This window comes from Pseudomonas sp. PDM01 (assembly GCF_014852325.1).
In the GTDB taxonomy this organism is placed as follows: Bacteria; Pseudomonadota; Gammaproteobacteria; order Pseudomonadales; family Pseudomonadaceae; genus Aquipseudomonas; species Aquipseudomonas migulae.
The window spans coordinates 520,595-543,946 of record NZ_JACVBK010000002.1 but is presented as its reverse complement, the minus strand read 5'-3'; the positions used below and the strand labels follow the sequence as shown (position 1 = coordinate 543,946).

At 62.1% G+C, this 23,352-nt stretch carries 22 protein-coding genes; 8 read left to right on the top strand and 14 right to left on the bottom strand.

Annotation, left to right across the window (positions count from 1 at the left end; genetic code table 11):
• Positions 1-27: 27 nt before the first annotated feature.
• The 13 genes from mdcH to pilG form a co-directional block, all read right to left on the bottom strand.
• Entirely contained in the window at positions 28-939 is a 912-nt protein-coding gene (gene mdcH / locus IB246_RS07075; RefSeq protein ID WP_008045047.1) for a malonate decarboxylase subunit epsilon, read from the bottom strand.
• A complete protein-coding gene (locus IB246_RS07070) occupies positions 936-1,556 on the bottom strand; it encodes a malonate decarboxylase holo-ACP synthase (RefSeq protein ID WP_008045048.1) in 621 nt (206 codons plus the stop codon). Before IB246_RS07070 ends, mdcH begins: the two co-directional genes overlap by 4 nt.
• Positions 1,550-2,353 carry a biotin-independent malonate decarboxylase subunit gamma gene (gene mdcE, locus IB246_RS07065; protein ID WP_008045049.1) on the bottom strand — a complete coding sequence of 268 codons (804 nt, stop codon included), beginning with the start codon at positions 2,351-2,353 and terminating at the stop codon, positions 1,550-1,552. The genes IB246_RS07070 and mdcE overlap by 7 nt, the downstream gene beginning before the upstream one ends.
• Complete coding sequence (locus tag IB246_RS07060) at positions 2,350-3,213, bottom strand: biotin-independent malonate decarboxylase subunit beta (RefSeq protein ID WP_008045051.1); 864 nt, start codon at positions 3,211-3,213, stop codon at positions 2,350-2,352. The genes mdcE and IB246_RS07060 overlap by 4 nt, the downstream gene beginning before the upstream one ends.
• Positions 3,206-3,505 (bottom strand): malonate decarboxylase subunit delta, encoded by a 300-nt coding sequence (locus IB246_RS07055; RefSeq protein ID WP_008026217.1) that lies wholly within the window; start codon positions 3,503-3,505, stop codon positions 3,206-3,208. Before IB246_RS07055 ends, IB246_RS07060 begins: the two co-directional genes overlap by 8 nt.
• Positions 3,505-4,380, bottom strand: coding sequence for a triphosphoribosyl-dephospho-CoA synthase (locus tag IB246_RS07050; RefSeq protein ID WP_008045054.1), 876 nt, complete (start codon positions 4,378-4,380; stop codon positions 3,505-3,507). The genes IB246_RS07055 and IB246_RS07050 overlap by 1 nt, the downstream gene beginning before the upstream one ends.
• The gene (mdcA, locus tag IB246_RS07045) at positions 4,380-6,050 is read right to left on the bottom strand and encodes a malonate decarboxylase subunit alpha (protein WP_008026213.1); all 1,671 of its coding nucleotides are present in this window, start codon (positions 6,048-6,050) and stop codon (positions 4,380-4,382) included. Before mdcA ends, IB246_RS07050 begins: the two co-directional genes overlap by 1 nt.
• 201 nt (positions 6,051-6,251) lie before the next feature.
• Entirely contained in the window at positions 6,252-6,707 is a 456-nt protein-coding gene (locus IB246_RS07040) for a chemotaxis protein CheW (protein WP_008045056.1), read from the bottom strand.
• Positions 6,700-12,705 (bottom strand): Hpt domain-containing protein, encoded by a 6,006-nt coding sequence (locus tag IB246_RS07035; protein WP_008045058.1) that lies wholly within the window; start codon positions 12,703-12,705, stop codon positions 6,700-6,702. The genes IB246_RS07040 and IB246_RS07035 overlap by 8 nt, the downstream gene beginning before the upstream one ends.
• Before the next feature lie 37 nt (positions 12,706-12,742).
• Entirely contained in the window at positions 12,743-14,800 is a 2,058-nt protein-coding gene (locus tag IB246_RS07030; RefSeq protein WP_008026203.1) for a methyl-accepting chemotaxis protein, read from the bottom strand.
• 159 nt (positions 14,801-14,959) lie between these two features.
• Entirely contained in the window at positions 14,960-15,493 is a 534-nt protein-coding gene (locus IB246_RS07025; protein WP_008026202.1) for a chemotaxis protein CheW, read from the bottom strand.
• 10 nt (positions 15,494-15,503) lie between these two features.
• Positions 15,504-15,869: a twitching motility response regulator PilH gene (gene pilH, locus IB246_RS07020; protein ID WP_007897961.1), complete on the bottom strand. Its 366-nt coding sequence runs from the start codon at positions 15,867-15,869 to the stop codon at positions 15,504-15,506.
• 57 nt (positions 15,870-15,926) lie between these two features.
• Positions 15,927-16,331, bottom strand: a complete 405-nt coding sequence (pilG, locus tag IB246_RS07015; protein WP_008026200.1) for a twitching motility response regulator PilG — start codon at positions 16,329-16,331, stop codon at positions 15,927-15,929.
• Between pilG and IB246_RS07010 the strand changes: the two genes are divergently transcribed.
• From IB246_RS07010 to IB246_RS06975, 8 genes are all read left to right on the top strand, one after another.
• Positions 16,320-16,490 carry a hypothetical protein gene (locus IB246_RS07010; RefSeq protein ID WP_157214348.1) on the top strand — a complete coding sequence of 57 codons (171 nt, stop codon included), beginning with the start codon at positions 16,320-16,322 and terminating at the stop codon, positions 16,488-16,490. The genes pilG and IB246_RS07010 overlap by 12 nt on opposite strands.
• A gap of 202 nt (positions 16,491-16,692) precedes the next feature.
• On the top strand, positions 16,693-17,646 hold the full coding sequence (gshB, locus tag IB246_RS07005) for a glutathione synthase (RefSeq protein ID WP_008026199.1): 954 nt from the start codon (positions 16,693-16,695) through the stop codon (positions 17,644-17,646).
• A 77-nt stretch (positions 17,647-17,723) separates the two neighbouring features.
• Positions 17,724-18,623, top strand: coding sequence for an energy transducer TonB (locus IB246_RS07000; protein WP_008026197.1), 900 nt, complete (start codon positions 17,724-17,726; stop codon positions 18,621-18,623).
• Positions 18,624-18,826: 203 nt separating this feature from the next.
• Positions 18,827-19,399 carry a YqgE/AlgH family protein gene (locus tag IB246_RS06995; RefSeq protein WP_032832312.1) on the top strand — a complete coding sequence of 191 codons (573 nt, stop codon included), beginning with the start codon at positions 18,827-18,829 and terminating at the stop codon, positions 19,397-19,399.
• Entirely contained in the window at positions 19,399-19,836 is a 438-nt protein-coding gene (gene ruvX / locus IB246_RS06990) for a Holliday junction resolvase RuvX (RefSeq protein WP_007945492.1), read from the top strand. The genes IB246_RS06995 and ruvX overlap by 1 nt, the downstream gene beginning before the upstream one ends.
• An 82-nt stretch (positions 19,837-19,918) precedes the next feature.
• Positions 19,919-20,422 (top strand): bifunctional pyr operon transcriptional regulator/uracil phosphoribosyltransferase PyrR, encoded by a 504-nt coding sequence (gene pyrR / locus IB246_RS06985; protein WP_008026190.1) that lies wholly within the window; start codon positions 19,919-19,921, stop codon positions 20,420-20,422.
• Positions 20,423-20,449: 27 nt separating this feature from the next.
• The gene (locus tag IB246_RS06980) at positions 20,450-21,454 is read left to right on the top strand and encodes an aspartate carbamoyltransferase catalytic subunit (RefSeq protein ID WP_008026189.1); all 1,005 of its coding nucleotides are present in this window, start codon (positions 20,450-20,452) and stop codon (positions 21,452-21,454) included.
• Positions 21,451-22,722: a dihydroorotase gene (locus IB246_RS06975; RefSeq protein ID WP_008026186.1), complete on the top strand. Its 1,272-nt coding sequence runs from the start codon at positions 21,451-21,453 to the stop codon at positions 22,720-22,722. Before IB246_RS06980 ends, IB246_RS06975 begins: the two co-directional genes overlap by 4 nt.
• A 94-nt stretch (positions 22,723-22,816) precedes the next feature.
• On the opposite strand, the gene IB246_RS06970 is transcribed toward IB246_RS06975, so the two are convergent.
• Complete coding sequence (locus IB246_RS06970; RefSeq protein WP_008026184.1) at positions 22,817-23,248, bottom strand: NINE protein; 432 nt, start codon at positions 23,246-23,248, stop codon at positions 22,817-22,819.
• Positions 23,249-23,352: the final 104 nt, after the last annotated feature.

Below are 23,352 nucleotides of genomic sequence, written 5' to 3'. Positions count from 1 at the left end.
TGTTGTTCGAAGGCCTGAGTCGGAGGTCTAGAGTTGGTGGCTTCCCTCCTCACGCAACAGCGCCTGCAAGGTGTCGAGCCGCGCCCCGTCGAAGGCAATCACGGTGCCCTGCTCGAACACCCGGCGCGCCAGCCCGGTCAGCACCGCACCGGGCGGCAGTTCGATTTGTAGCCGTACGCCGCGCTCGTAGGCGCTTTGTACCGTGCCGCGCCAATCGACGATGCGGCACATGTTGTAAGCCAGGTCTTCGCGCAGGGCTTCGATGTTGATGATTGGCCGCGCGCGACTGCCGCTCAGGTAACCCACCGACGGGCTTTTCAACTGCACGCGGGTGAAAGCTTCGGCCAGTATTTTCGCCGGCGCATCCAGCAGCGGGCAGTGCGACGGCACGCTGACGGCAAGTCGCTTGGCCAGGCCTGCGCCGCGCCCTTTCGCCAACTCGGCGACGGCCTTCATCGCACCGTCGCTGCCGGCAATCACCACCTGGTTATCGGCGTTGATGTTGGCCAGGTAAACCGGCGTATCGACGCTGTGAACCTGCGCCAGCAAGCCTTCCACTGTGGATAAATCGAGACCGATGATCGCGGTCATGCCGTAGCCCTGTGGATAAGCCTGCTGCATCAATTCACCGCGCAGGCTGACCAGATGCAGCGCATCGCTGAAGCTCAAGGCACCCGAAACCACGGCGGCCGGATAAGCACCAATGGACAAGCCCGCCACGTAATCCGGCGTCATCGATAACTGACGCGAAGCCGCGACACCGGCAATCAACAGGCACAGCTGAACCGCCCGTGTCGACTTCAATGCTTCAGCGCAATCCAGCAGCAAAGCATCTTCGCCAAGCACTTCGCTCGCCTCGATCACCGTCTCGCGAGGCAAACGATGGAGCATGCCCGGCTGCTGCGCGCCCTGGCCGGGGAACACCAGCAAACTGCTCACGCTGCTTGCTCCTGCGGGTTCCACGGATCGATCACAAGGCAGGCTTCACTCGCGTTTTTCAGCAACACCCGACGCGCAGGACCGGCCCATTCACGCAGGGCGACGGCGCCAAACGGCGTCTGCAATTGCATGTCCACCTGGCACTTGGCGCGGTCCAGAATCGTCAGCAGTTCCTGCGCCTTTAACCGTTCCAGAACCTGCGGCGTACGCAGGATCAAATCCAGATCGCTGCTCTCATGCAAAGCAACAACGCCACTGGCCAATTCAAATCCGGCACTGCCGCTGACGCCCCACACCCAACCGCAGCCATCAAGCAACGGCCGCAATTGGTTGAGGGCCTGCACGGCGGGCAAATCCCGATCGATCGAGACATGACACAGCGCTTCCGGTGTGACGCGACGCTGAACCGCATCGACCGCCATCACCGTCGCATACCGCTGCTCACGCAACCGTCCACGCACCCCGACCGCGATGAAACCCGGCGTACTCAACGCACGCCGAACCACCACCGGCTGACCCGCGCTGATCGACTCGATCACCCACGCAGGCGCCTGCGCAGGCAACTGCTCCGGGGTCATCCCCCACAGCAGGTCGTGAGCCAGAAACGTGTTCACCACTGTGCTCTCAGCAGTTGGCGAACCGTGCTCGACGCGGCGCGGTTGCTCGCGCCCAAACGGCTGCTCAAATCGCGACCGCTTGCGGCAACATCGCCAATCGCCAGATTCAGGCATTCCGTCACTCGCGCCAGATCCGCTGATGTCGGCTGCTCAATCTGGTCCACCGACAAGGTTTCCCAGAGCAAACCGAGACTGGCGTAGCTGTCGATGTCATACGCCATCGGCGGCACGCTGGCGGCCAGTGCTTCCAATTCTTCGACACTGCGCAAGGTCACCCGCGCCGCTGACGCCTTGCCCATCGCATGCACCATCACGCCCGGATCACGCAGGGCGATCAGCCGATTGGCCTGGTAGCCATGAGCCAAAAACGCTCCGGACATCGCCTTGCCCACCAGCAAACCAATCACGGCGTGGCCAGCCAACCGGGCGCGGGCATAACTGTCCGCCGCGCCCGCCAAGGCCTGATGAATGCCCAACGCTTCTTCGCGCCGACCGTAAGCCTGACTCGGCACATCGATGATCGCGATCACGGCGCGCTTATGCGATTTATCAGCGTCAGCCACGATGATTTCATCCACCGCCTTGGCCAAGCCCCAACCTTCCAGCAAGCCCACTTCACCGTTGCGAGCGCGGACGAAACGGTTGTCGGGATCTGCCACCACCGCGACAAACCGGACCGGTTGTTCGCCCACCACACCATCAGCGACTTTCAGCGACGCGGGCAAACCCACCACCGGTTTCGCGCCTGCACTCAAGGCGTTGAACCAGTTCAAACCTCTCAGGGAATACGAACTCATGAGCGCTCTCCTTGATACAGATCGCGAACCGTTGCCGCATCGATTTGCGGCTCGGCGTCCAGGCGGGCCAGCCGTTGCAGGAACAAATCGGCCTGACGACTGCGTTGTTGTTCCGGCAAGCCTTGTTGCAGCAAGTCACTGACCTGCTGCCGGACCTGCGCCACATCGTCAGCGACAAAGCGATCCACCAGACCGCTGGCAAAGCGTTGCTCGCCACCGGTCAGGCTCCAGATGAACGGACGGTCGCGGGAGTCGTATTCCTCAAGCCCGGCTTCCTGTTCGATCACCTGTGGGCCGTTCAGGCCAAGACGCGCTTCCTGAGTCACCAACAAATAGCTGCACAACCCGGCGGCAATCGACATCCCGCCAAAGCAGCCGACGCTGCCCGCCACCACGCCGATCACCGGTTGGTACTGGCGCAGATCGACAATCGCCGCATGAATGTCGGCAATCGCCGCCAACCCGAGGTTGGCTTCCTGCAAGCGCACGCCGCCGGTTTCCAGCAGCAACACGGCGCGGGTTGGAATGCCGTTGCGGTTGTCTTCAGCGGCGAGTTCCAGCGCACCGGCAATCTTCGCCCCGCCGACTTCACCGAGGCTGCCGCCCTGGAAAGCGCCTTCGATGGCGGCGATCACCACCGGCAAACCGCCGAGGCTGCCCTTGGCAATCACCACGCCGTCATCAGCTTGCGGCACCACGCCCTGGCGCGACAGCCAGGGCGACATGACGCGTTGAAACGGGTCGAGCAATTCGCGGAAGGTACCGGCATCGAGCAAGGCTTTCGCCCGTTGCCGCGCGCCGAGTTCGATGAAGCTGCGTCTTTGTAGGTATGGCTGGGGGAGCGCTGCACTGTCAGTCATGGCCGATCTCCTCAAAGCCTTGTTCCAGACGCAAGCGCACCACGCCGGGGGTCGCGCCGAAATCGTGGATATCGATGGCCATTGCCGGTGGTGTCTGGCCGTCGAACATCCGTGCGAACAGATGCTGCCAGCGTTGTTCGGCGCCATTGACCGAGGTCTGCACCTTGATGGTCAGCTTGCCCGCCTGACCCGGTTCGATCAGCACTTCCAGATCGCCCGAACCGACACAACCCACCAGCGTGCGACCGCGTGGCGGCTGCCCGGCGGGGAATTCAAAGGATAAGGTTTCCATCAAAACGCTCCCTGGTTGATGCCGTCAGCCGACGCAATGCGGTCGATGAACAGGCAGGCTGCGAGCAAGTCCGCAGCACCGCCGGGCGAGGCATTCAACGCGATTAATTGTTCGTCCAGTTCATGCAAGCGACGGCGACCGGCAAGGCTGGCGCTGCCACCCGCGTCGAGCACTGCCTGGGCGCCGAGTTGCATGGTGTGCAGGCCTTGTTCGCCGGCGCGGTAGAGCACGCAGGTGTCACTCAGTTGAGTCATGATCGCCAGCAGCGCATCGAGCCGGGCGTTCTGTTCGCCATGGCCGGCGGCGCGGCTGCGTTTGAGTTGCGGCAGTGCGCGTTGAATCACCGAAGGGAAACCGAGCTGGGCTTCTTCACGGGCACCGCGCGCGCCGTAGCGTTGAGCGACTTGCGCGCCGTGGCTCAGAGGACGCGGGGCATATCGGTCGTCAAGTATCGCCAGTCGGGCGGCGCGCAGCGTCACCGTGCTTGCGTGGATATTCGAGCAGTCCAGCGCGGCGGCAGTGACCAGCAGGCCCAACGCCCAGATCGCGCCCCGATGTGTATTCACACCGTTCGTGGTGGCGAGCATGGTTTGCTCGCCTTCCCGGCCAATCCGCCCAATCGCTTCGCGCAGCGGTACACCGACTTCGCCAAACGCGATGGCCGATTCCGCCATTTCCTTGAATGCTGGCCACAGCGACAACGCCGAAGCGTGCATCAGCCCGAGGTGCAAATCGGTGTGTGCGCCATTGCCGCGACGATCCACCAGCGCCGGTTTCGGCGACAGGTCCGCTTCGTCGATCAGCGCGTCCACTGCCAGGTCCGCCAGCCGTTCGGCCAGCGACAGAGGTTTGGGTTGCAGGTTGAATGCGTGCATTACCAGCTCCTGAACTTGGCGGGCGGGTTGTAGAGGCCACCGGACCACTCGACCAGATCGGCCACGCTTTTGGCGGCGAGCAATTCGCGGGTGGCGTCGGTGCGACGGATGCCGAGGTCTTCAGGCAAGGCGATCAAGCCTTCGCGACGCATCCGGGCGGTGTCTTTCGGGTTGTGACGCAGGCCGATGGCAGTCACCCCAGCGACGGCGGCGATCATTGCCTGACGCTCTTCCAGCGAACGTGCCTTGTACAAATAGGCGATGCCTTCTTCGGTCAGCAGGTGGGTGACGTCGTCGCCGTAAATCATGATCGGCGCCAGCGGCATGCCGCTTTTCTTCGCCACTTCAATCGCGTCGAGGGTTTCGACGAAGGTCGGTTTGCCGCCCTCCTGGAACGTCTCGACCATTTGCACCACGAGTTTTTTGCCGCGTTCGAGCAAGGGTTCCGGCGCATCGCCGTGGCGCATGTCGAGCCAGGCCGGCGTGCCGTGACGCCGCCCACGCGGGTCGTGCCCCATGTTTGGCGCCCCACCGAAACCGGCCAGGCGCCCGCGAGTCACGGTGGAGGAATGGCCATCGCCATCGACTTGCAGGGTCGCGCCGATGAACAGGTCCACCGCGTATTGCCCCGCCAGTTGGCTGAACATCCGGTTGGAACGCAGCGACCCGTCGCGCCCGGTGAAGAACACGTCCGGCCGCGCAGCAATGTAGTTTTCCATGCCCAGTTCGGTGCCGAAGCAATGCACGCTTTCGACCCAGCCGCTTTCGATGGCCGGGATCAAGGTCGGGTGTGGATTGAGCGTCCAGTTGCGGCAGATCTTGCCTTTGAGGCCGAGGGATTCGCCGTAGGTCGGCAGGATCAGTTCGATGGCGGCAGTGTTGAAACCGATGCCGTGGTTCAGCGACTGCACGTTGTGTTTTTCGTAGATTCCGCGGATCGCCATCATCGCCATCAGCACGTGCACAGGCTTGATGTGCCGTGGGTCGCGGGTGAACAGCGGCTCGATGTAGAACGGCTTGTCGGCCACCACCACGAAATCGACCCAGGACGCGGGGATGTCGACGCGAGGCAGGTCAGTGACGTCGTCTACAAGCTGGTTCACCTGAACGATGACGATGCCGTCGCTGAAGGCCGCTGGTTCGATCAATGCAGGCGTGTCTTCGGTGCTGGGGCCGGTGTAGATGTTGCCGGCGCGGTCGGCCATGAAACCGGCCGAGAGCACGACGTTGGGAATCAGGTCGACCACCAATCGTGCGTAGAGCTCGATGTAGGTGTGGATCGCACCGATTTCCAGCAGGCCGTCTTCCAGCAATTGGCTGATGCGCAGGCTCTGGGTGCCGGCGAAAGAGAAATCGAGCTTGCGGGCGATGCCGCGTTCGAACAGGTCCAGATGCTCGGAGCGCCCGACGCTGGGCATGATCATGTGCAGGTCGTGGAGCCTGGCAGGATCGGCCTTGGCCAGGGAGCGCGAAAGGAAATCCGCCTGCTTCTGGTTGTTGCCCTCCAGTACCACGCGGTCGCCGGGCAGGATTAACGCCTCCAGCGCTGCCACGATGTTGTCGGTGGGCAGCACCACACCGTCAGCCAGGCCCTTGACCAACGCCAGACGCCGCTGCTTTTCGCTGCGCCGCCGCGTCCATCGCGAGTCGGGGGATATTGTTGTTGTCATGACCACTCCACGGGTTCGCTGTCGTGGGAGTCACCTTAGGAGGGTTGGGTGGGGGGCATCAATCAAGCAGAGAGACGGATCGTTACGGTCAGGGTAATGGTTGGCAGGACGGACGCCTTCGCGGGCAAGCCTCGCTCCTACAGGGGTTTTGTGTGCGCCCCGATCCATTGTAGGAGCGAGGCTTGCCCGCGAAGGGGCCAGTCAGGTCAACCCGGCACTCACAAGCAACTCCTCCAGCGCCAGCAAGTCAGGCACCTTGGCCACTTGATCGCCCACCTGCACCGCCGCCTGTTCCAGCGCACATAACGGCACATCCACATAGCTGAGCTGACTGTCGAGCTTGTAGGAACGAGGAATCCCCTGCACCAGCAACGCGATAAATTTCAGCTCAGGCCGCCCGCCCAGGGCATTGAGAATCACGATCCGCGCGCGCTCGCCAATGACGATTTTATCGCCGCACGCCGACTCAAAGCTCAGCAACGGAATCTGCCGCTCCCGCCAGCTCACCCGCCCCAGGTACCACGGCGGCGTATCGAGATCGAAGGCTCCCGGCTGATAGTCGATCAACTCCGCCACCGCGACGTTGGGCAAAATCAGGTTGCGGTCAGCCAGGGGCAACAGCAGCCCGGTGAGGTTGCTGGTGCGATGTTCAAGCATGGGTTTTGCTCCACAGGGCGATGCTTTCGAGCAGCACCGATTCCTGATACGGCTTGCCGAGGTAGTCGTTGACGCCGATGGCCATGGCGCGGTCGCGGTGTTTCTGGCCGGTGCGCGAGGTGATCATAATGATCGGCAGGTGTTGCAGTCGCTCGTCGGCGCGCACCTGGGTGGCGACTTCGAAACCGTCCATGCGCGGCATTTCGATGTCCAGCAGCATCAGGTCCGGCATGTGATCTTCGAGCAGCAGCATGGCATCGACGCCGTCCTTGGCCGTCAGCACGTTCATGCCGTGGCGTTCGAGTAAACGACTGGTGACCTTGCGCACGGTGACCGAGTCGTCGACCACCATGACCAGCAAGGGCTTGTGCGGCTCGGGTTCAGGGTCTTGAAGCAGCCGTCGTTGCGGCACCTGCGCCTGCATCGCACGGATCGGCGCCAGCAGATCGATAATCAGCACCACGCGGCCATCGCCCAGAATCGTCGCCCCGGACAAACCCTGCACCGCCGCAAATTGCGGGCCGAGGCTTTTCACCACAATCTCGCGGGTGCCGGCCATGGCATCGACCTGCACCGCGATGTGGCGCTCGTTGCATTGCACCAGCAATACCGGCAACGGCAGGCTCTGGCCCAACAGTTTCGGGCGTGTACTGGTTTTCAGCAGTTCACCGAGGTAGCACAGTTCATAGTGCTGCCCGGCGTATTTGTAAGTCGGCGGATCGAGCCGGTAATGCCCTTCGAGTTCGTTGGGCAACACACGCACGATGCCGTCGATGGTGTTCAGCGGGATCGCATATTGATCCTCAGCGCACTGCACCATCAGCGCCCGGTTGACCGACACGGTGAACGGCAGGCGAATGCGAAAATGCACGCCCTGCCCCGCCACAGAGTCGATGCTCATCGTGCCGCCGAGTTGCCGGACTTCTTCATGAACCACGTCCATGCCCACGCCACGCCCGGAAATCTGGGTGATTTTCTCGGCCGTGGAGAACCCCGGTTGCAGGATGAACTGCAGCACGTCGCGGTCGCTGATGTCGCTGTCAGCGGCGAGCAACCCGCGCTTGATTGCCTTGCGCCGCACCGCGTCCAGCGGCACGCCGGCGCCGTCGTCGCGGATGTCGAAAATGATGTCGCCGCCCTCGCGGGACAGGTCGAGGGTGATCCGCCCTTGCGCCGGTTTCCCGGCCGCGATGCGCACGTCTGCGGATTCGAGACCATGGTCCACCGCGTTGCGCAGCATGTGTTCCAGCGGCGCGGCCATGCGTTCGAGGACGTTGCGGTCCATCTCGCCTTCGGCGTTGCCGACCACGAATTCCACCTCCTTGCCCAGCTCGCTGGAGACCTGGCGGACGATGCGCTTCAAGCGCGGCAACATCCGCTCGAACGGCACCATGCGCGAGCGCATCAGGCCTTCCTGCAATTCGGTGTTGATGCGGCCTTGCTGTTGCAGCAGGTTCTCCGCGTCCTGATTGCGCCGGTCGAGGGTTTCCTTGAGGTCAAGCAGGTCAGAGGCGGATTCGAACAGCGCCCGCGACAGCTGCTGCAACTGCGAGTGACGGTCCATTTCCAGCGGATCGAATTCTTCGTAGCCCGAGCGTTCAGCGTCGACTTGCTGGCGGCTGAGAATCCTGCCCTGGGTTTCGGTATCGAGCCGGCGCAATTGGTCGCGCATGCGCTCGATGGTGGTTTCCATTTCGTTCAGCGCCACGCGAGCATCGTTGACCTGCTGTTCGATGCGGCCACGGAAGATCGAAGTTTCCCCGGCCAGGTTAACCAGATCGTCGAGCAGTTCCGCCGAGACCTTGACCATGTCGGCACCGGTATCGGCTTGTGGCGCAAGCGGCTCGACCTTGGGTGCAACCGGTGTGGCAACGGGTGTTTCCAGCACTTCCGGATGGCTGAAATTCCTGATCGCATCGATCAGCCGATCCGCTGGTGGCAACGGTTGACCGGCGCGGGTCGCGTCGAGCATCTGCGCCAGTCGGTCATGGCTGCTTTGCAGCAGGCCGAACAGCGCGGCGGTCGGTTTCAACACACCGGCGGACAAGCCTTCGTAGAGAAATTCCAGCTCATGGGCGAGGTCGCCGATCGGGCCGATTTCCACCATCCGCGCACCGCCCTTGAGGGTGTGCAGATCGCGCAGCAGCGTTTCCATTTCCTGACGATTGGCAGGTTCGGCCTGCCAGCGAACCAGCGCCGCGCCGGAGTTTTCGATGATGTCGAAACCTTCCTCAAGGAAGATTTCCAGCAACTCCGGATCATGCCCCGGCGAGTCCTCGGCCCGCACAGGCTCGGCGACGTCTGGCGCACTGGCGTTACCTTGGCGGAACTGGCGAATGGCTTCGATCAGCTCACCCGGATCACCCAGTGGCTTGTGGTGCTGCAATTGCTCAAGCAGTTGCGCCAGTCGGTCATGGCTCTGTTGCAACAGCTGCGCCAGGGTTTCGTTGTGGCAGTAACGGCGATCGACAAGCCCTTCGTAAAGGCTTTCCAGCTCATGGGCGAGGCCTGCGACCGGCTCGACTTCGGCCATCCGCGCACCGCCCTTGAGCGTGTGCAGATCTCGCTGCAACGACAGCAACGGCGCGGCGTTGTCCGGGTCTTTCAGCCAGCGCTGCAAGGCCTGACCGGCGCTTTCGAGGATGTCCACCGCCTCTTCGAGGAAGATCGAAACGATCTCGTCGTCCAGATCAACAACGCTGTCCACTGTAGGAGCCGGCTTGCCGGCGATGGTCGTTAACGATGACGCGTTTTCACTGGATGAATGCGGCGCCTGTGAGTCCATCGCCGGCAAGCCGGCTCCTACAGGGGTTTGTGCCAGTTCGGCGGTGGCGCTGCTTAGTTCGCGAATGCTCAGGGTGCGGCTGCCGTCGCTGCGGATCAGGCCCATGGCCGATGGGTCGAGGCTCTCATCGAGCAAGCCGCGCAAGGCCCGGATGCGCTCCGGTTGCGGGCTGACTTCCTGACCGGCCGCGAGTTCGTCGAGCATGTTGATCAGCGCTTCGTGGGCACTTTGCGCCTCGTGGAAAAACCGGTCGCTGACCGCCAGGCTGCTTTCTTCCACGGCGCCGTAGAGATCGAGCAAGGCTTCACAGAGCTCATCCACCGGATGCAGATCGGCCAGGTGCGCGCCTTCGCCGAGGGTGGTCAACTCATCCAACAGCGCGCTGAGTTCCTGACGTTCACCGGGGTGCTGCTGCCAACGCTGCAACAGGCTTTCGGCGTCCAGCAGGATGTCCATGCCCTGGGCCAGGAAATTGTTGATCAACTGCGGATCGCGCTTGGTTCTGAGCGCCATGCTCGGCGTGCTCAACAGGGCTTCCAGGCGTTCAGCCAGCAGCGCCTGGGTTCTTTCGATCAACGAACGGGCCCCGGGAATCTCGGCCAACGGATCGACCTTGAGCTGTCGCAGCCCGACGCGGAACACGCCTTCGGCTTCCAGCAGCAGTTCGACTTCGTCGAGGTCCAGCGCGATCAGGTGCGCCTTGTATTCACGGGCCAGTTTGTCCAGCGGCGTCGCCAGCTCGGCAATCGGCAACACGCCAGCCATCGAGGCGCTGCCTTTGAGCGTGTGCAAGGCACGTTGCAGTTCGTCGCTGGCCTGCAACGGCAAATGTTCGGCGGCCTGATCGAGGAAGCGGTTGAGGCTGGCCAGATGGGTTTCGGCTTCGTTGCGGAAGATCTCCAGCAACAACGGATCGAGGGCGGCGACATCCTGCACGTCCTCATCGGCCAACGGCTTGTCACCCTTGGCGAGTGCGTGTGCGCGGGCGGCCAATTGGTCGACGTCGTTGCGCTGACGCTGAGCATTGCCGGCAAATTCAGCCACCAGCTCCGGCAGCAGGTTCAATACATCGCCGAGCAATTGCTGCACCGCCGGCCCCGGTTCAACGCTGCGTTCCAGCACGCGGTTGAGCAGGTTTTCCACGGCCCACGCCAGTTCACCCAACACCAGCGCGCGCACCATCCGGCCACTGCCTTTGAGGGTGTGGAAAGCTCGGCGCAGTTCGCCCAGGGTCGATTCGCTCTCGGGGTTGGCCGCCCAGCGCGGCAAGTATTCCCGGAGGATTTCCAGGACCTCGTCGGTTTCTTCGAGGAAGACTTCGCGCAGTTCATCGTCTACCGGTTCTTCACCCGGAGGCGGTGGCAACAGGCTGCCCGGCGTATTCAGGGCGGGCGGATTGACCGCCGACACCGGGTTGGCGAGGACATCGGCCAGGGTCTGGACGACGTCGGGATCGTCCAGTTCCTGCTGGTCCTGCATCACCTGCGCCTCACTCGGGCTGAGCACTTCATCCAGCACAGGGACATTGTGTTCGCTGGGGAAAAAGCCGAGCGCTGCCAGGCTCTTCTCCGCAACGTCGAGCAATTGTTCACCGGACGCTTCAGCGTCGTCGCTCAGACGTTCAAGGTAATACTCGATGCTGGTGATGACGTCGGCCAGGCTGTCCAGCGCCTGCCAGCCAGGCTGGTCCGGGTCGAGCAGCAGATGCTCGCGGATAAAGTGGTTGCAGGCGTCGATCAGGCTCGCCGCACGGCTCAGCGGAATCATCGCCAGCGCGCCGCGCACCTGGGTGAGCAAGGCCGGCAACGGTTGCAAATGCTGGCGGTCCCAGTCGGCGTCGATGTAGTCGACGATCATGTCCTTGGCCTGCTGCAGGCAGATGCGTGCTTCCTTGATCACGATCTGGTGGATCTGCGTCAGGTCGGTGGTCGGCAGGCGGCTGTCTTCCTGGCTCTCCGGCTCGACCGTGCCGACCATCCCCGCGAGCGTCGCCTCGACGTAAAGCAAGGCGCCGGCGACATCCATCAGGATCGCGTCGTTGGGTTCGCGTTGCCCCTGAGCGAGGCTCAACACCACCGCAAGCTGATCGATGATGACCTTGCGCGGCTGGCCGAAACCGAGCACCGCCAGGGTGTCGGCGATTTGCCGCAAGGGTGCCAGCAAGCTATCGAGGTCTGAGGCATGCTGGCGGTCGCTGCGCACGAACAGGTCGAGGCGTTCCTTGACCCGCACCAGTTCTTCGCACAGCGCGGCCAGCACCGAGCGCATGGCATCACGATCTGGGCCGGCCAGCCGTGCCCGTTCTTCGTCGACCATCGCGCTGTCAGGCAGCGCATCGTCCAGTCCATAGCGATCTTTCATGGTCAGCATCTGCCCGGTGGGGTGTTCGGCTTTGGCGATGTAAAACAGCAAACTCTTGAGCAACTCCGGCGGCGCCGGCTGATTGATCGCGCACATGCCCTGTTCAAGCAGGCGCTTGAGTTCTTTGTCGGCGTCCTTGAACAGGCTGCGCAGGGCCGGGCTGTTGGCGATCGAGCCCCCGCGCATGCCTTCGACCAGCGCCGAGGCAACTTGCCACAACGGGCTCAGCGGCGCATTCCCGCACAGCCCTTCGAGGCGTAAAAATACTGTGCTCAGGTAACCCAGATGGGTGTCGTCATCCTGTTCGTGCAGCAACCCGACCAGGGCCATCTGCAACATCTGGCGCAATTTGCGCAGCACGTTCGGCAGGTCCGCCGGCTCCAGCAGCGCCAGCGCCTCGTCATCCAGTGGCGGCAAGTCCGGTAATTGCGGGGTGAACAGGCTGGTTTCCGATAACAGGCTTTCGCCACGGGCACTGCGCAGGTCGTTGATCAACGGCAACACCACCAGCGGCAGGTCGCGGCGCGCGCCTTGTACGCGGTCGAGATAGATCGGCAGTTGACCGATCGCTTGCAGCAACAAGTGGATCGCTTCGTCACGATGAATGACGCGGTTCTGCTGCAAGGCGGCGGTCAGTTGTTCCATTTCTTCGGCGAGCAGGGCCGCGCCGTAGAACTCGACCATCTGCAAGCTGCCGTGAACCTGATGGATGCACGCCAGGCATTCACTGAGGGCGTGCGTCGCCTGAGGGTCATCAAGCAACGTTTCAATCGCCTGGTGAGCCACTTTCAGTGTTTCGGCAATCTCGCCTTTGACCCATTCGAGGGCCACATAGTCGTGCCGATCACCCATAACCACTCCGTTCATCGTTCGAACGCCCTCGGGCGCCTCACACTTTATCCACAGTCTGCGCCTTGGCGGCCGGCAAGGTGAAACCGGACACCGAACGTCGCAGCTGGCTGGCCATTTTCGCCAGGTTGCCGATGCTCTCGGCCGTAGCGGTGGAACCGGACGAAGTCTGCGTGGTGATCTGCTGGATCACGTTCATCGTCAGGGAAATCTGCCCGGCCGAAGACGTCTGCTGTTGTGCCGCGTTGGAAATACTCTGGATCAACGCCGCGAGGGTTTTCGACACGCCTTCGATTTCTTCCAGAGCCACACCGGCATCCTGCGCCAGACGCGCGCCACGCACCACTTCGGTGGTGGTCTGCTCCATGGAAATCACCGCTTCGTTGGTGTCGGCCTGGATCGCCCGCACCAGGGTTTCGATCTGCCGCGTCGCGGCGGACGAGCGCTCGGCCAACCGTTGCACCTCGTCGGCCACCACCGCAAAACCGCGCCCGGCATCACCGGCCATGGAGGCCTGGATCGCGGCGTTGAGTGCAAGAATGTTGGTCTGGTCGGCAATGTCATCGATCAGGCTGACAATGTCGCCGATCTCTTGCGAAGACTCGCCCAGGCGCTTGATGCGCTTGGCGGTGTCCTGAATCTGCTCGCGAATGTTGTCCATGCCGTGGATGGTGTTGTGCACCACCTCGTTGCCCTTGTTGGCGATTTCCACCGAGCGCTCGGCCACCGCCGAGGATTCGGCAGCGTTGGCCGACACCTGATCGATGGACTGCGCCATGTCGTTGATCGCGGTGGAAGCTTCGCTGATTTGTTGCGCCTGATGCTCCGAGGCCTGCGCCAGGTGCATGGCAGTGGCCTGGGTTTCCTGCACGGCGGCGGCGACCTGGCCGGCGGTGAGGTTGATCGTCGCCACCAGATCGCGCAGCTGGTCCACGGAATAGTTGATCGAATCGGCGATGGTCCCGGTGAAGTCTTCGGTCACCGAAGCGGTCACGGTCAGGTCGCCGTCGGCCAGGTCTTCGATTTCGTCGAGCAGGCGCATGATCGCGTTCTGGTTGCGCTCGTTCTTCTCGGCGGTTTCGCGCAACTGACGATTGGTTTCGCGCACCATCACCATCCCGATAAGGATGATCGACATCAGCGCCGCCAGACCCAGCACGTAGCCGCCAATGGTGTCTGTATTGCGCCCGCTGGCGAGGTTTTCGAACCCGGAGGCCAGGTGCGAGGCTTCGTCGAGCAGGGTTTGCGACAGGCTGAAGATGTTGGTCGCCGATTCGCGGACCTTGAACAGTTCCGGCGAGGTTTCGAGGATTTCATCCACCGAACCCGAGACGAATTCGAACAGCTCGGAAATCTCGATCAAGCGGGCACGGGCATCGTGGTCTTCGACCTGGCTGACTTTCAGTGCCGGATTGCCCTGGAGCATGCCCGTGAGCACCAGGCCGAAACGCGCAGCGTCGCGGCCAAACGCGTCGGCGGCCTGTTGCGAATTTTCGTCGCCGGACAGCACGGTGTTTACCGCGCCGAGGATACGTTCGGCCAACAACGACTGACGCTGGGCCATCGCCACCTGAGCGGCGGGCGCGCCGCGTTGCAGGAGAATTTCGACGACTTTTTCGTACTCGACCTGCAACTGCGGCACGGTTTCAGCGAGGGTGGCGGCGACTTGATGCAGCGACAAAACCGTCTGTTCGCTGGAGAGGATCGCGTCGGTGTTTTTCAGCACGCGCTCCCAATCCAGCTGCACGGCGCGCATTTCCGGGCGCACGGCGGACGGTGCCGGCGGCAGCCCGGTGGAAGGGTCGCCTTTCTTCAGATAACCCCAGCGCTGGGCAAAATCGTTGCGCGCATCGCTGAGCAACTTGAACGCCGCGGCCTTGCCGGCGGCGGCTTCAGTGGCGTTTTTGGCGATGCGCTGGGACAGCACGCGCAGCTCACCGGCGTGGCCGATGTACTGTTTATCGTACGAGGCCTGGGTGTTGAGGTAAGCGAAGTTGGCGAACAGCAGCATGATGAAGACAATCAGCGCGATGAACAGCGCGATAATCTGCGAGCGGCTGCGCGATCCTTCTGGCTTGCCTGTTTTAGCTTTTATCATCGGTCCTCGCCTGTACTACCCAATTCACCCAAGCCCCTGTAGGAGCGAGGCTTGCCCGCGAAGCAGGCGAAGCGGTCTTGCAGGAATACCGCGTTATCGTTCTTCGCGGGCAAGTCGGATCGCCGCCCGCTCGTTCCTACAGGATCGGCGTTGCCGCGTTTACAGCGCTACATGCATGAAGCTTTGCGACCGCACCAGCGCAAACGGGCTGAACACCTGCCAATTCTGCTCGCGCTGAAACCGGCCCTTGATGAACGGTGCAATCGGGCCACTCAAGTTATCCACCGGCTCCAGGCTGTCCTGGGCAAAGTGCTGAAGGCCGAAAACCTCATCGACCATCAACCCGGCAAACACCTCGTTATGCTCCACCACCAGCACTCGCCGCTGCTTGCGCACTGCCGACAATTCGTGCCCGAAGAAGGCACTCAAATCCATCATCGGCAACAAGCGCCCACGCAGGTTGGCCACGCCCTTGACCCAAGGCTTGACCCCCGGCAACTGGGTGAAGCGCGGTTCATGCAGGACTTCGCTGACTTCACCCATCGGCGCGACGTACCACGCCTCGCCCAAACGAAAACCGATGCCGCTCCAACTGTCCTGTCGGGTTGGCTGCGACGGCAGATCCGCCGCCAGCAGACGACAGCGCTGGTCGATCTGCAGCAGCAGTTCGAAGGCGGTCAACGACTCGGTCATGGTCGGGTGATCAACCGGCCAGCACGTTGTTCAGGGTTTTGATCAGGGTGTCTTCGTCGACCGGTTTGGTCAGGTAATCCTTGGCGCCCTGGCGCGTGCCCCAGACCTTGTCGGTTTCCTGATCCTTGGTGGTGATGATGATCACCGGGATGTGCCCGGTTTCCGGGTCTTTGGTCAACTGACGGGTCGCCTGGAAACCGTTGAGGCCGGGCATGACGATGTCCATCAGCACGGCGTCGGGTTTTTCCTGACGGGCCAGGGCCACGCCGTCGGCGCCGTTTTCGGCTTTCAACACTTCATGACCGTGCTTTTCCAGCATGCCGGTCAGTTTGTACATTTCGGTCGGCGAATCATCGACGATCAGAATACGTGCCATGGTTTTCCCCATTCTTGTCGACGCCGGGCCCGCTGGCCGAGCGTCACTGTGCGTGTCCTACTGCGGCAAAACGGCGGCGAAGCCCGGTACATGGGCCTGGATCGCGTTAAGCAGTTCTTCCTTGCTGAAAGGCTTGGTCAAAAACTGGTCGGAGCCGACGATGCGCCCCTTGGCCTTGTCGAACAACCCGTCCTTGGACGACAGCATGATCACTGGCGTGGACTTGAACGCACTGTTGTTCTTGATTAAAGCGCAGGTCTGATAGCCATCCAGACGCGGCATCATGATGTCGACAAAGATGATGCCGGGATGATGATCGGCAATCTTCGCCAGCGCATCGAAACCATCGATGGCCGTAATGACTTCACAACCCACATTCTTCAACAGCGTTTCGGCGGTGCGACGAATCGTCTTCGAATCGTCGATGACCATGACCTTCAAGGCGCTGGAATGCTGGCCCATAAATGCTCTACCGTCGCCTTTGCGAATCAAATTGTCCGTTTTCCGGTTACCGGCGGCTTGAAACCCTTGATACTCAAGGGCCAGCACGACATGGCAGCCTTTTTAGCACAGTCTCCAAATGCAATCTATCGGGCGTCCTTTGAAGTGGTTTTTCCTTGACCGGGAACACACTCAGCGCCACTCTGACGCCACTTTTATACGGTCCTTTGGATTGATCTTTTGTGGGAGCGAGCCTGCTCGCGATGGTCGTCAACGATGGCGCGTGCCAGCAGGATAAGCGCGGTGTCCTGAAGTCCATCGCGAGCAGGCTCGCTCCTACAGGGGACTTACATAGGCCTCCCCCACTTCAGAGGAAAACCCCATGAGCGTTCGCGTCGGGATTGTCATGGATCCCATTGCCAGCATCTCCTATAAAAAGGATAGCTCGCTGGCCATGCTGCTGGCCGCACAGAAGCGCGGCTGGGAACTGTTCTATATGGAACAGCGCGACTTGTATCAAGGCGAAGGTGAAGCCCGGGCGCGGATGCGGCCGCTGAAAGTTTTCGCCAACCCGGAAAAATGGTTCGAGCTGGAAGACGAGACCGACGCGCTGCTGAGCGATCTGGACGTGATCCTGATGCGCAAGGATCCGCCGTTCGACATGGAGTTCGTCTACTCCACTTATCTGCTCGAGCAAGCCGAGCGCGCGGGCGTGCTGGTGGTCAACAAGCCGCAGAGCCTGCGTGACTGCAATGAAAAACTGTTCGCCACATTGTTCCCGCAGTGCACGCCGCCGACCGTGGTCAGCCGCCGCGCCGACGTGCTGCGTGAGTTCGCGGCCAAACATGGCGATGTGATCCTCAAGCCGCTGGACGGCATGGGCGGCACCTCGATTTTCCGTCACCGCGCAGGTGACCCGAACCTGTCGGTGATCCTGGAAACCCTGACCGCGCTGGGCACCCAGCAGATCATGGGCCAGGCGTACCTGCCGGCGATCAAGGACGGCGACAAACGCATCCTGATGATCGACGGCGAGCCGGTGGATTATTGCCTGGCGCGGATTCCGGCGGCCGGCGAAACCCGCGGCAACCTCGCCGCCGGTGGTCGTGGCGAAGCCCGTCCGCTGAGCGACAAGGATCGCTGGATCGCCGCCCAGGTCGGCCCGACCCTGCGCGAGAAAGGCCTGCTGTTCGTGGGTCTCGACGTGATCGGCGAGCACCTGACGGAAATCAACGTCACCAGCCCGACCTGCATTCGCGAGATTGATAACGCGTTCGGCACCGACATCGGCGGCCTGTTGATGGATGCCATCGATCAGAAGCTCAAGGCCCGTTGATATAGAACACCCAAGATGAAACCAACATTGCGCTATCATGCGCGGCCTCTGAAAAACGCGATGTTGGTTTTCTTGTCATGACACTTCCGTCCGATCTGCCCGCTGAACTCGCCCATCGTGGCGTGCGCCCGGCTGATCGCCTCGGATTTACCCTGTTTCTCGCGGCGTTGATTCACCTGGCCTTGCTGTTGGGCGTCGGCTTTACGATGGTCGAACCCAAACAAATCAGCAAAACCCTGGAAATCACCCTCGCCACCTTCAAGAGCGAAAAGAAACCGGCGAAGGCCGACTTCCTCGCGCAGGAAAATCAGGAAGGCAGCGGCACCCTGGATAAAAAGGCGATTCCCAAGACCACCGAGGTCGCGCCGTTCCAGGACAACAAGGTGCAAAAAGTCACGCCACCGCCAGCCGCCAAGCCTGAAGTCCAGGAAGCAGCGCCCAAGGCTGCCGTGACCACCGTCGCACCGAAGCCGAAGAAAGCCGCGGCCAAGACCGAAGAGCCCAAACCTGCCACCAAACCCGCCATCGCCGCACCGACGTTCGACAGTGAACAGCTGTCCAGCGACATCGCCAGCCTCGAAGCGGAACTGGCCAACGAACAACAGCTGTACGCCAAGCGCCCACGCATCCACCGCCTGAGCGCGGCCTCGACCATGCGCGACAAAGGCGCCTGGTATAAGGATGAGTGGCGCAAAAAGGTCGAGCGCATCGGTAACCTCAATTATCCGGATGAAGCGCGGCGTAAACAGATTTACGGCAATTTGCGCTTGATGGTCTCGATCAACCGCGACGGCTCGCTTTTTGAAGTATTGGTACTGGAGTCATCCGGGCAACCGCTGCTGGATCAGGCAGCGCAGCGAATTGTGCGGCTGGCGGCGCCGTTTTCGCCGTTTACCGGGGATTTGTCGGACATCGACCGACTGGAAATCATCCGTACCTGGAAATTTGCACGCGGGGATCGCCTCTCCAGCAACTGACCGAAGGATTGCGGTTGTTTTGACCGACGCCTTCGCGGGCAAGCCTCGCTCCTACAGGTTTGCGGAACATGCAAAACCTGTAGGAGCGAGGCTTGCCCGCGAAGAGGCCCTCAAGCAAACAGACATCAAAAAGACACCCACGCAGGCATTTCCTGTACATCCCCAGCTTGTCAGTTCGCCCCTCCAACGCCACACTAGCGCTCATGAAGAACGTCAGCCCAAGCTACCTCAAGCATCACTTCCTGATCGCCATGCCTCACATGGCCGACCCGAACTTTGCCCACACCTTGACCTACATCGTCGAGCACACGGCCAATGGTGCGATGGGGCTGGTGGTCAACCGTCCGCAAGACCTGAATCTGGCCGATATCCTCGAGCAATTGCGCCCCAATATCGAGCCGCCGCTGCTCTGCCAGCATGTGCCGATCTTCATCGGCGGCCCGGTGCAGACCGATCGCGGTTTTGTCCTGCACCCGTCGGGCAAGCAATTTCAGGCGACCGTTGATCTGGAAGGCGACCTGTCGTTGTCCACCTCCCAGGACGTATTGTTCGCGATCGCCGATGGCGTCGGTCCGGCAAAAAGCCTGATCGCCCTCGGTTACGCAGGCTGGGAAGCCGGGCAACTTGAGGCCGAACTGGCGCAGAACGCCTGGCTGACCTGCCCGTTCGATGCCGACATCCTGTTCAACACCAGCAGCGAACTGCGCCTCGAAGCAGCGGCCAAGCACCTGGGCGTCAACCTCAGCCTGCTCACCAGCCAGGCAGGACACGCCTGATGGCCCTGCGGCTGATTCTGGGCTTCGACTACGGCACCAAACAGATCGGCGTGGCGGTTGGCCAGGTGATTACCGGCCAGGCCCGCGAGCTGTGCACCTTGAAGGCACAAAACGGCGTGCCCGACTGGAATCAGGTCGAAGCGCTGATCAAAGAGTGGAAACCCGATGCCGTGGTGGTCGGCCTGCCGTTGAATATGGACGGCACGCCCAGCGACATGTGCCTGCGCGCCGAGAAATTCGCCCGCCGCCTCAACGGCCGCTACAACCTGCCCTTCTATACCCACGATGAACGCCTGACCACGTTTGAAGCCAAGGGCGAACGACGTGATCGCGGCGGGCAAAAGGGCAGTTACCGCGACAACCCGGTCGATGCCATCGCCGCCGCCCTGCTGCTGCAAGGCTGGCTCGATGAAAACAGCGCACTGTTCGAATCCTGAAGAGCCGTAACAAGCGACTCTCTATAGCGACAACCCGAGCCACCGCCAGCAGCACCCGGCCCGGGCCCAAGAAGGAGCAACCATGAGCCTGCCCAATCCCGCCGAACTGATCAGCCAGATGGCGATCCGTCTCAAGGCACATCTGGAACACCGTGGCATCAGCGAACCGCGCTACATCGGTATTCGTACCGGCGGCGTCTGGGTTGCCCAGGCGTTGCTCGAAGAACTGGGCAGCGACGCGCCGCTCGGCACACTGGACGTGTCTTTCTACCGTGACGATTTCAGCCAGAACGGCCTGCACCCGCAGGTGCGCCCTTCGGCGCTGCCGTTCGAGATCGAAGGCCAGGACCTGGTGCTGATCGACGACGTGCTGATGAGCGGCCGCACCATCCGCGCCGCGATGAACGAACTCTTCGACTACGGCCGCCCGGCCAGCGTGACGCTGGTGTGCCTGTTGGACCTGGACGCCGGCGAGCTGCCGATCCGCCCTAACGTGGTCGGCGCGACGTTATCGCTGGCCGCCCACGAGCGCGTGAAGCTGTCCGGTCCGGAACTCAAGCTCGAACTGCAAGACCTCGCCCTTTAATTCGCCCTATTGAGAGTCCCCCTCGCGATGACGCCTCTAGAAACCAAGCGCCCGCTGCAGCTCAATGATCAGGGCCAGCTGCGCCACTTCCTCTCGCTCGACGGCTTGCGCCGCGAGCTGCTGACGGAAATCCTCGACACCGCCGACTCGTTCCTCGAAGTTGGCGCCCGGGCAGTGAAGAAAGTCCCGTTGCTGCGCGGCAAGACCGTGTGCAACGTGTTCTTCGAGAACTCCACCCGCACCCGCACCACCTTCGAACTGGCGGCCCAGCGCTTGTCGGCGGACGTGATCACCCTCAACGTCTCGACATCGTCGGCGAGCAAGGGCGAAACCCTGCTCGACACCCTGCGCAACCTGGAAGCCATGGCCGCCGACATGTTCGTCGTGCGCCACGGTGATTCCGGCGCCGCGCACTTCATCGCCGAACACGTGTGCCCGCAAGTGGCGATCATCAACGGCGGCGACGGCCGTCACGCGCACCCGACCCAAGGCATGCTCGACATGCTGACGATCCGTCGGCACAAAGGCAGCTTCGAAAACCTGTCCGTGGCCATCGTCGGCGACATCCTGCACTCGCGGGTGGCGCGCTCGAACATGCTGGCGCTGAAAACCCTCGGCTGCCCGGACATCCGCGTGATCGCGCCGAAAACCCTGCTGCCGATCGGCATCGAGCAATACGGCGTGAAGGTCTACACCGACATGACCGAAGGCCTGAAAGACGTCGACGTGGTGATCATGTTGCGCCTGCAACGCGAACGCATGACCGGCGGCCTGCTGCCGAGCGAGGGCGAGTTCTATCGCCTGTTCGGCCTGACCACCGCGCGCCTGGCCGGGGCCAAACCGGACTGCATCGTCATGCACCCGGGGCCAATCAACCGGGGCGTTGAGATTGAGTCGGCGGTGGCCGACGGTCCGCATTCGGTGATTCTCAACCAGGTAACCTACGGCATCGCGATTCGTATGGCCGTGCTGTCCATGGCCATGAGCGGGCAGACTGCCCAGCGCCAATTCGAGCAGGAGAACGTTCAGTGAAGCTCAGCATTCTCGGCGCCCGCGTGATCGATCCAGTCAGCGGGCTGGATCAAGTGACTGATATCCACATCGAAGCCTGCAAGATCGTCGCCCTTGGCGCCGCACCCGCCGGTTTTGTTGCCGTCGATACCATCGACGCCCAAGGCCTGGTGGCCGCACCGGGGCTGGTTGACCTGAACGTCGCCCTGCGCGAGCCGGGCTACAGCCGTAAAGGCTCGATCGTCAGCGAAACCCGCGCCGCTGCTGCCGGTGGCGTGACCAGCCTGTGCTGCCCGCCGAAGACCAAACCGGTGCTGGACACCTCGGCCGTGGCCGAACTGATCCTCGACCGCGCCCGCGAGGCCGGCAACACCAAGGTGTTCCCGATTGGTGCCCTGAGCAAAGGCCTGGACGGCGAGCAACTGGCCGAGCTCGTGGCTTTGCGCGATGCTGGTTGCGTGGCCTTCGGCAACGGTCTGGAAAGCTTCCGCAACACCCGCACCCTGTGCCGGGCGCTGGAGTACGCGGCGACCTTTGACCTGACGGTGATTTTCAACTCGCAGGACCATGATCTGGCCGAAGGTGGCTTGGCGCATGAAGGTCCGACCGCCAGTTTCCTCGGCTTGCCGGGTATTCCGGAAACCGCAGAAACCGTGGCGCTGGCCCGTGATCTGTTGCTGGTCGAGCAAAGTGGCGTGCGTGCGCACTTCAGCCAGCTGACCAGCGCTCGCGGCGTGGCCCTGATTGCTCAGGCTCAGGCGCGCGGATTGCCGGTGACGGCGGATGTCGCCCTGTACCAGCTGATCCTGACCGATGAAGCGCTGATCGACTTCAGCAGCCTTTATCACGTCCAGCCGCCGCTGCGCACCCGCGCCGACCGTGATGGCTTGCGTGAGGCGGTGAAGTCCGGGGTGGTTTCGGCGATTTCCAGTCATCACCAGCCCCATGAACGGGACGCCAAACTGGCGCCGTTTGGTGCAACTGAGCCTGGGATCAGCAGCGTTGAACTGTTGCTGCCGCTGGCGATGACGCTGGTTGAAGACGGTTTGCTCGACCTGCCGACGTTGCTGGCACGCCTGAGTGCCGGGCCTGCGCAAGCCTTGCGCTTGCCGGCGGGGAAACTGGCGGTGGGTGGTGCGGCGGATATTGTGCTGTTCGATCCGGCGGCTTCGACCGTGGCCGGTGAAACCTGGCTGTCCAAGGGTGAGAACTGCCCGTTCATTGGGCATAGCTTGCCGGGTGTGGTGCGTTACACGCTGGTGGATGGGCGGATTAGCCACCAGGCTTAAGACCGCGTTGTCCCAATCGCTAGCAGGGCTAGCTCCCACACAGGATCTGTGAATTACACAAATCCCCTGTGGGAGCTAGCCTGCTAGCGATGACTTACTGGAAAGTGCCGCGATTCTGCGCGTTACGCACGGAAACCTGGTCATTCAACGTCCAGAAGTCATACAAAACCCCCAGAAAGAACAACCCGCCCGTCACCAGGTACAGCAACCCGCTGATCCACTTCCCCTGATACATCCGGTGCACGCCGAACACGCCCAGAAACGTCAGCAGAATCCACGCAACGTTGTATTCGATAGGCCCGGCGGTGAAACGCAGGTCCGCTTCACGATCCATGGCCGGGATCAGGAACACGTCGATCAGCCAGCCGATACCCAGTAAACCCAGGGTGAAAAACCAGATCGTCCCGGTCACCGGTTTGCCGTAATAAAAGCGGTGAGCGCCGGTAAAACCGAAAATCCACAGCAGGTAACCGATCACTTTGCTGTGGGTATCTTGATGTGGAACGGGGTGTCGATAGGTGTTCATGAATGGCCTCGAATCACACGATAGATAAATATTCTTGAATTCTTTGTGACTTTTTTACAGGTGGCCGACGTATGGCAAATGCTACCGTGTCTCCCGTCAAACCC

What these genes read in the sequence shown, in the direction of transcription:
- IB246_RS06980 (WP_008026189.1), top strand. Translation starts at nt 20,450, where the DNA reads ATGACGCCTCTAGAAACCAAGCGCCCGCTGCAGCTCAATGATCAGGGC.
- IB246_RS07035 (WP_008045058.1), bottom strand. Translation starts at nt 12,705, where the DNA reads ATGGGTGATCGGCACGACTATGTGGCCCTCGAATGGGTCAAAGGCGAG.
- pilG (WP_008026200.1), bottom strand. Translation starts at nt 16,331, where the DNA reads ATGGGCCAGCATTCCAGCGCCTTGAAGGTCATGGTCATCGACGATTCG.
- IB246_RS07000 (WP_008026197.1), top strand. Translation starts at nt 17,724, where the DNA reads ATGACACTTCCGTCCGATCTGCCCGCTGAACTCGCCCATCGTGGCGTG.
- IB246_RS06995 (WP_032832312.1), top strand. Translation starts at nt 18,827, where the DNA reads ATGAAGAACGTCAGCCCAAGCTACCTCAAGCATCACTTCCTGATCGCC.
- IB246_RS07060 (WP_008045051.1), bottom strand. Translation starts at nt 3,213, where the DNA reads ATGACTGACAGTGCAGCGCTCCCCCAGCCATACCTACAAAGACGCAGC.
- IB246_RS07050 (WP_008045054.1), bottom strand. Translation starts at nt 4,380, where the DNA reads ATGCACGCATTCAACCTGCAACCCAAACCTCTGTCGCTGGCCGAACGG.
- IB246_RS07030 (WP_008026203.1), bottom strand. Translation starts at nt 14,800, where the DNA reads ATGATAAAAGCTAAAACAGGCAAGCCAGAAGGATCGCGCAGCCGCTCG.
- ruvX (WP_007945492.1), top strand. Translation starts at nt 19,399, where the DNA reads ATGGCCCTGCGGCTGATTCTGGGCTTCGACTACGGCACCAAACAGATC.
- mdcE (WP_008045049.1), bottom strand. Translation starts at nt 2,353, where the DNA reads ATGAGTTCGTATTCCCTGAGAGGTTTGAACTGGTTCAACGCCTTGAGT.
- IB246_RS07055 (WP_008026217.1), bottom strand. Translation starts at nt 3,505, where the DNA reads ATGGAAACCTTATCCTTTGAATTCCCCGCCGGGCAGCCGCCACGCGGT.
- pilH (WP_007897961.1), bottom strand. Translation starts at nt 15,869, where the DNA reads ATGGCACGTATTCTGATCGTCGATGATTCGCCGACCGAAATGTACAAA.
- gshB (WP_008026199.1), top strand. Translation starts at nt 16,693, where the DNA reads ATGAGCGTTCGCGTCGGGATTGTCATGGATCCCATTGCCAGCATCTCC.
- IB246_RS07010 (WP_157214348.1), top strand. Translation starts at nt 16,320, where the DNA reads ATGCTGGCCCATAAATGCTCTACCGTCGCCTTTGCGAATCAAATTGTC.
- IB246_RS07025 (WP_008026202.1), bottom strand. Translation starts at nt 15,493, where the DNA reads ATGACCGAGTCGTTGACCGCCTTCGAACTGCTGCTGCAGATCGACCAG.
- mdcA (WP_008026213.1), bottom strand. Translation starts at nt 6,050, where the DNA reads ATGACAACAACAATATCCCCCGACTCGCGATGGACGCGGCGGCGCAGC.
- pyrR (WP_008026190.1), top strand. Translation starts at nt 19,919, where the DNA reads ATGAGCCTGCCCAATCCCGCCGAACTGATCAGCCAGATGGCGATCCGT.
- IB246_RS06970 (WP_008026184.1), bottom strand. Translation starts at nt 23,248, where the DNA reads ATGAACACCTATCGACACCCCGTTCCACATCAAGATACCCACAGCAAA.
- IB246_RS07040 (WP_008045056.1), bottom strand. Translation starts at nt 6,707, where the DNA reads ATGCTTGAACATCGCACCAGCAACCTCACCGGGCTGCTGTTGCCCCTG.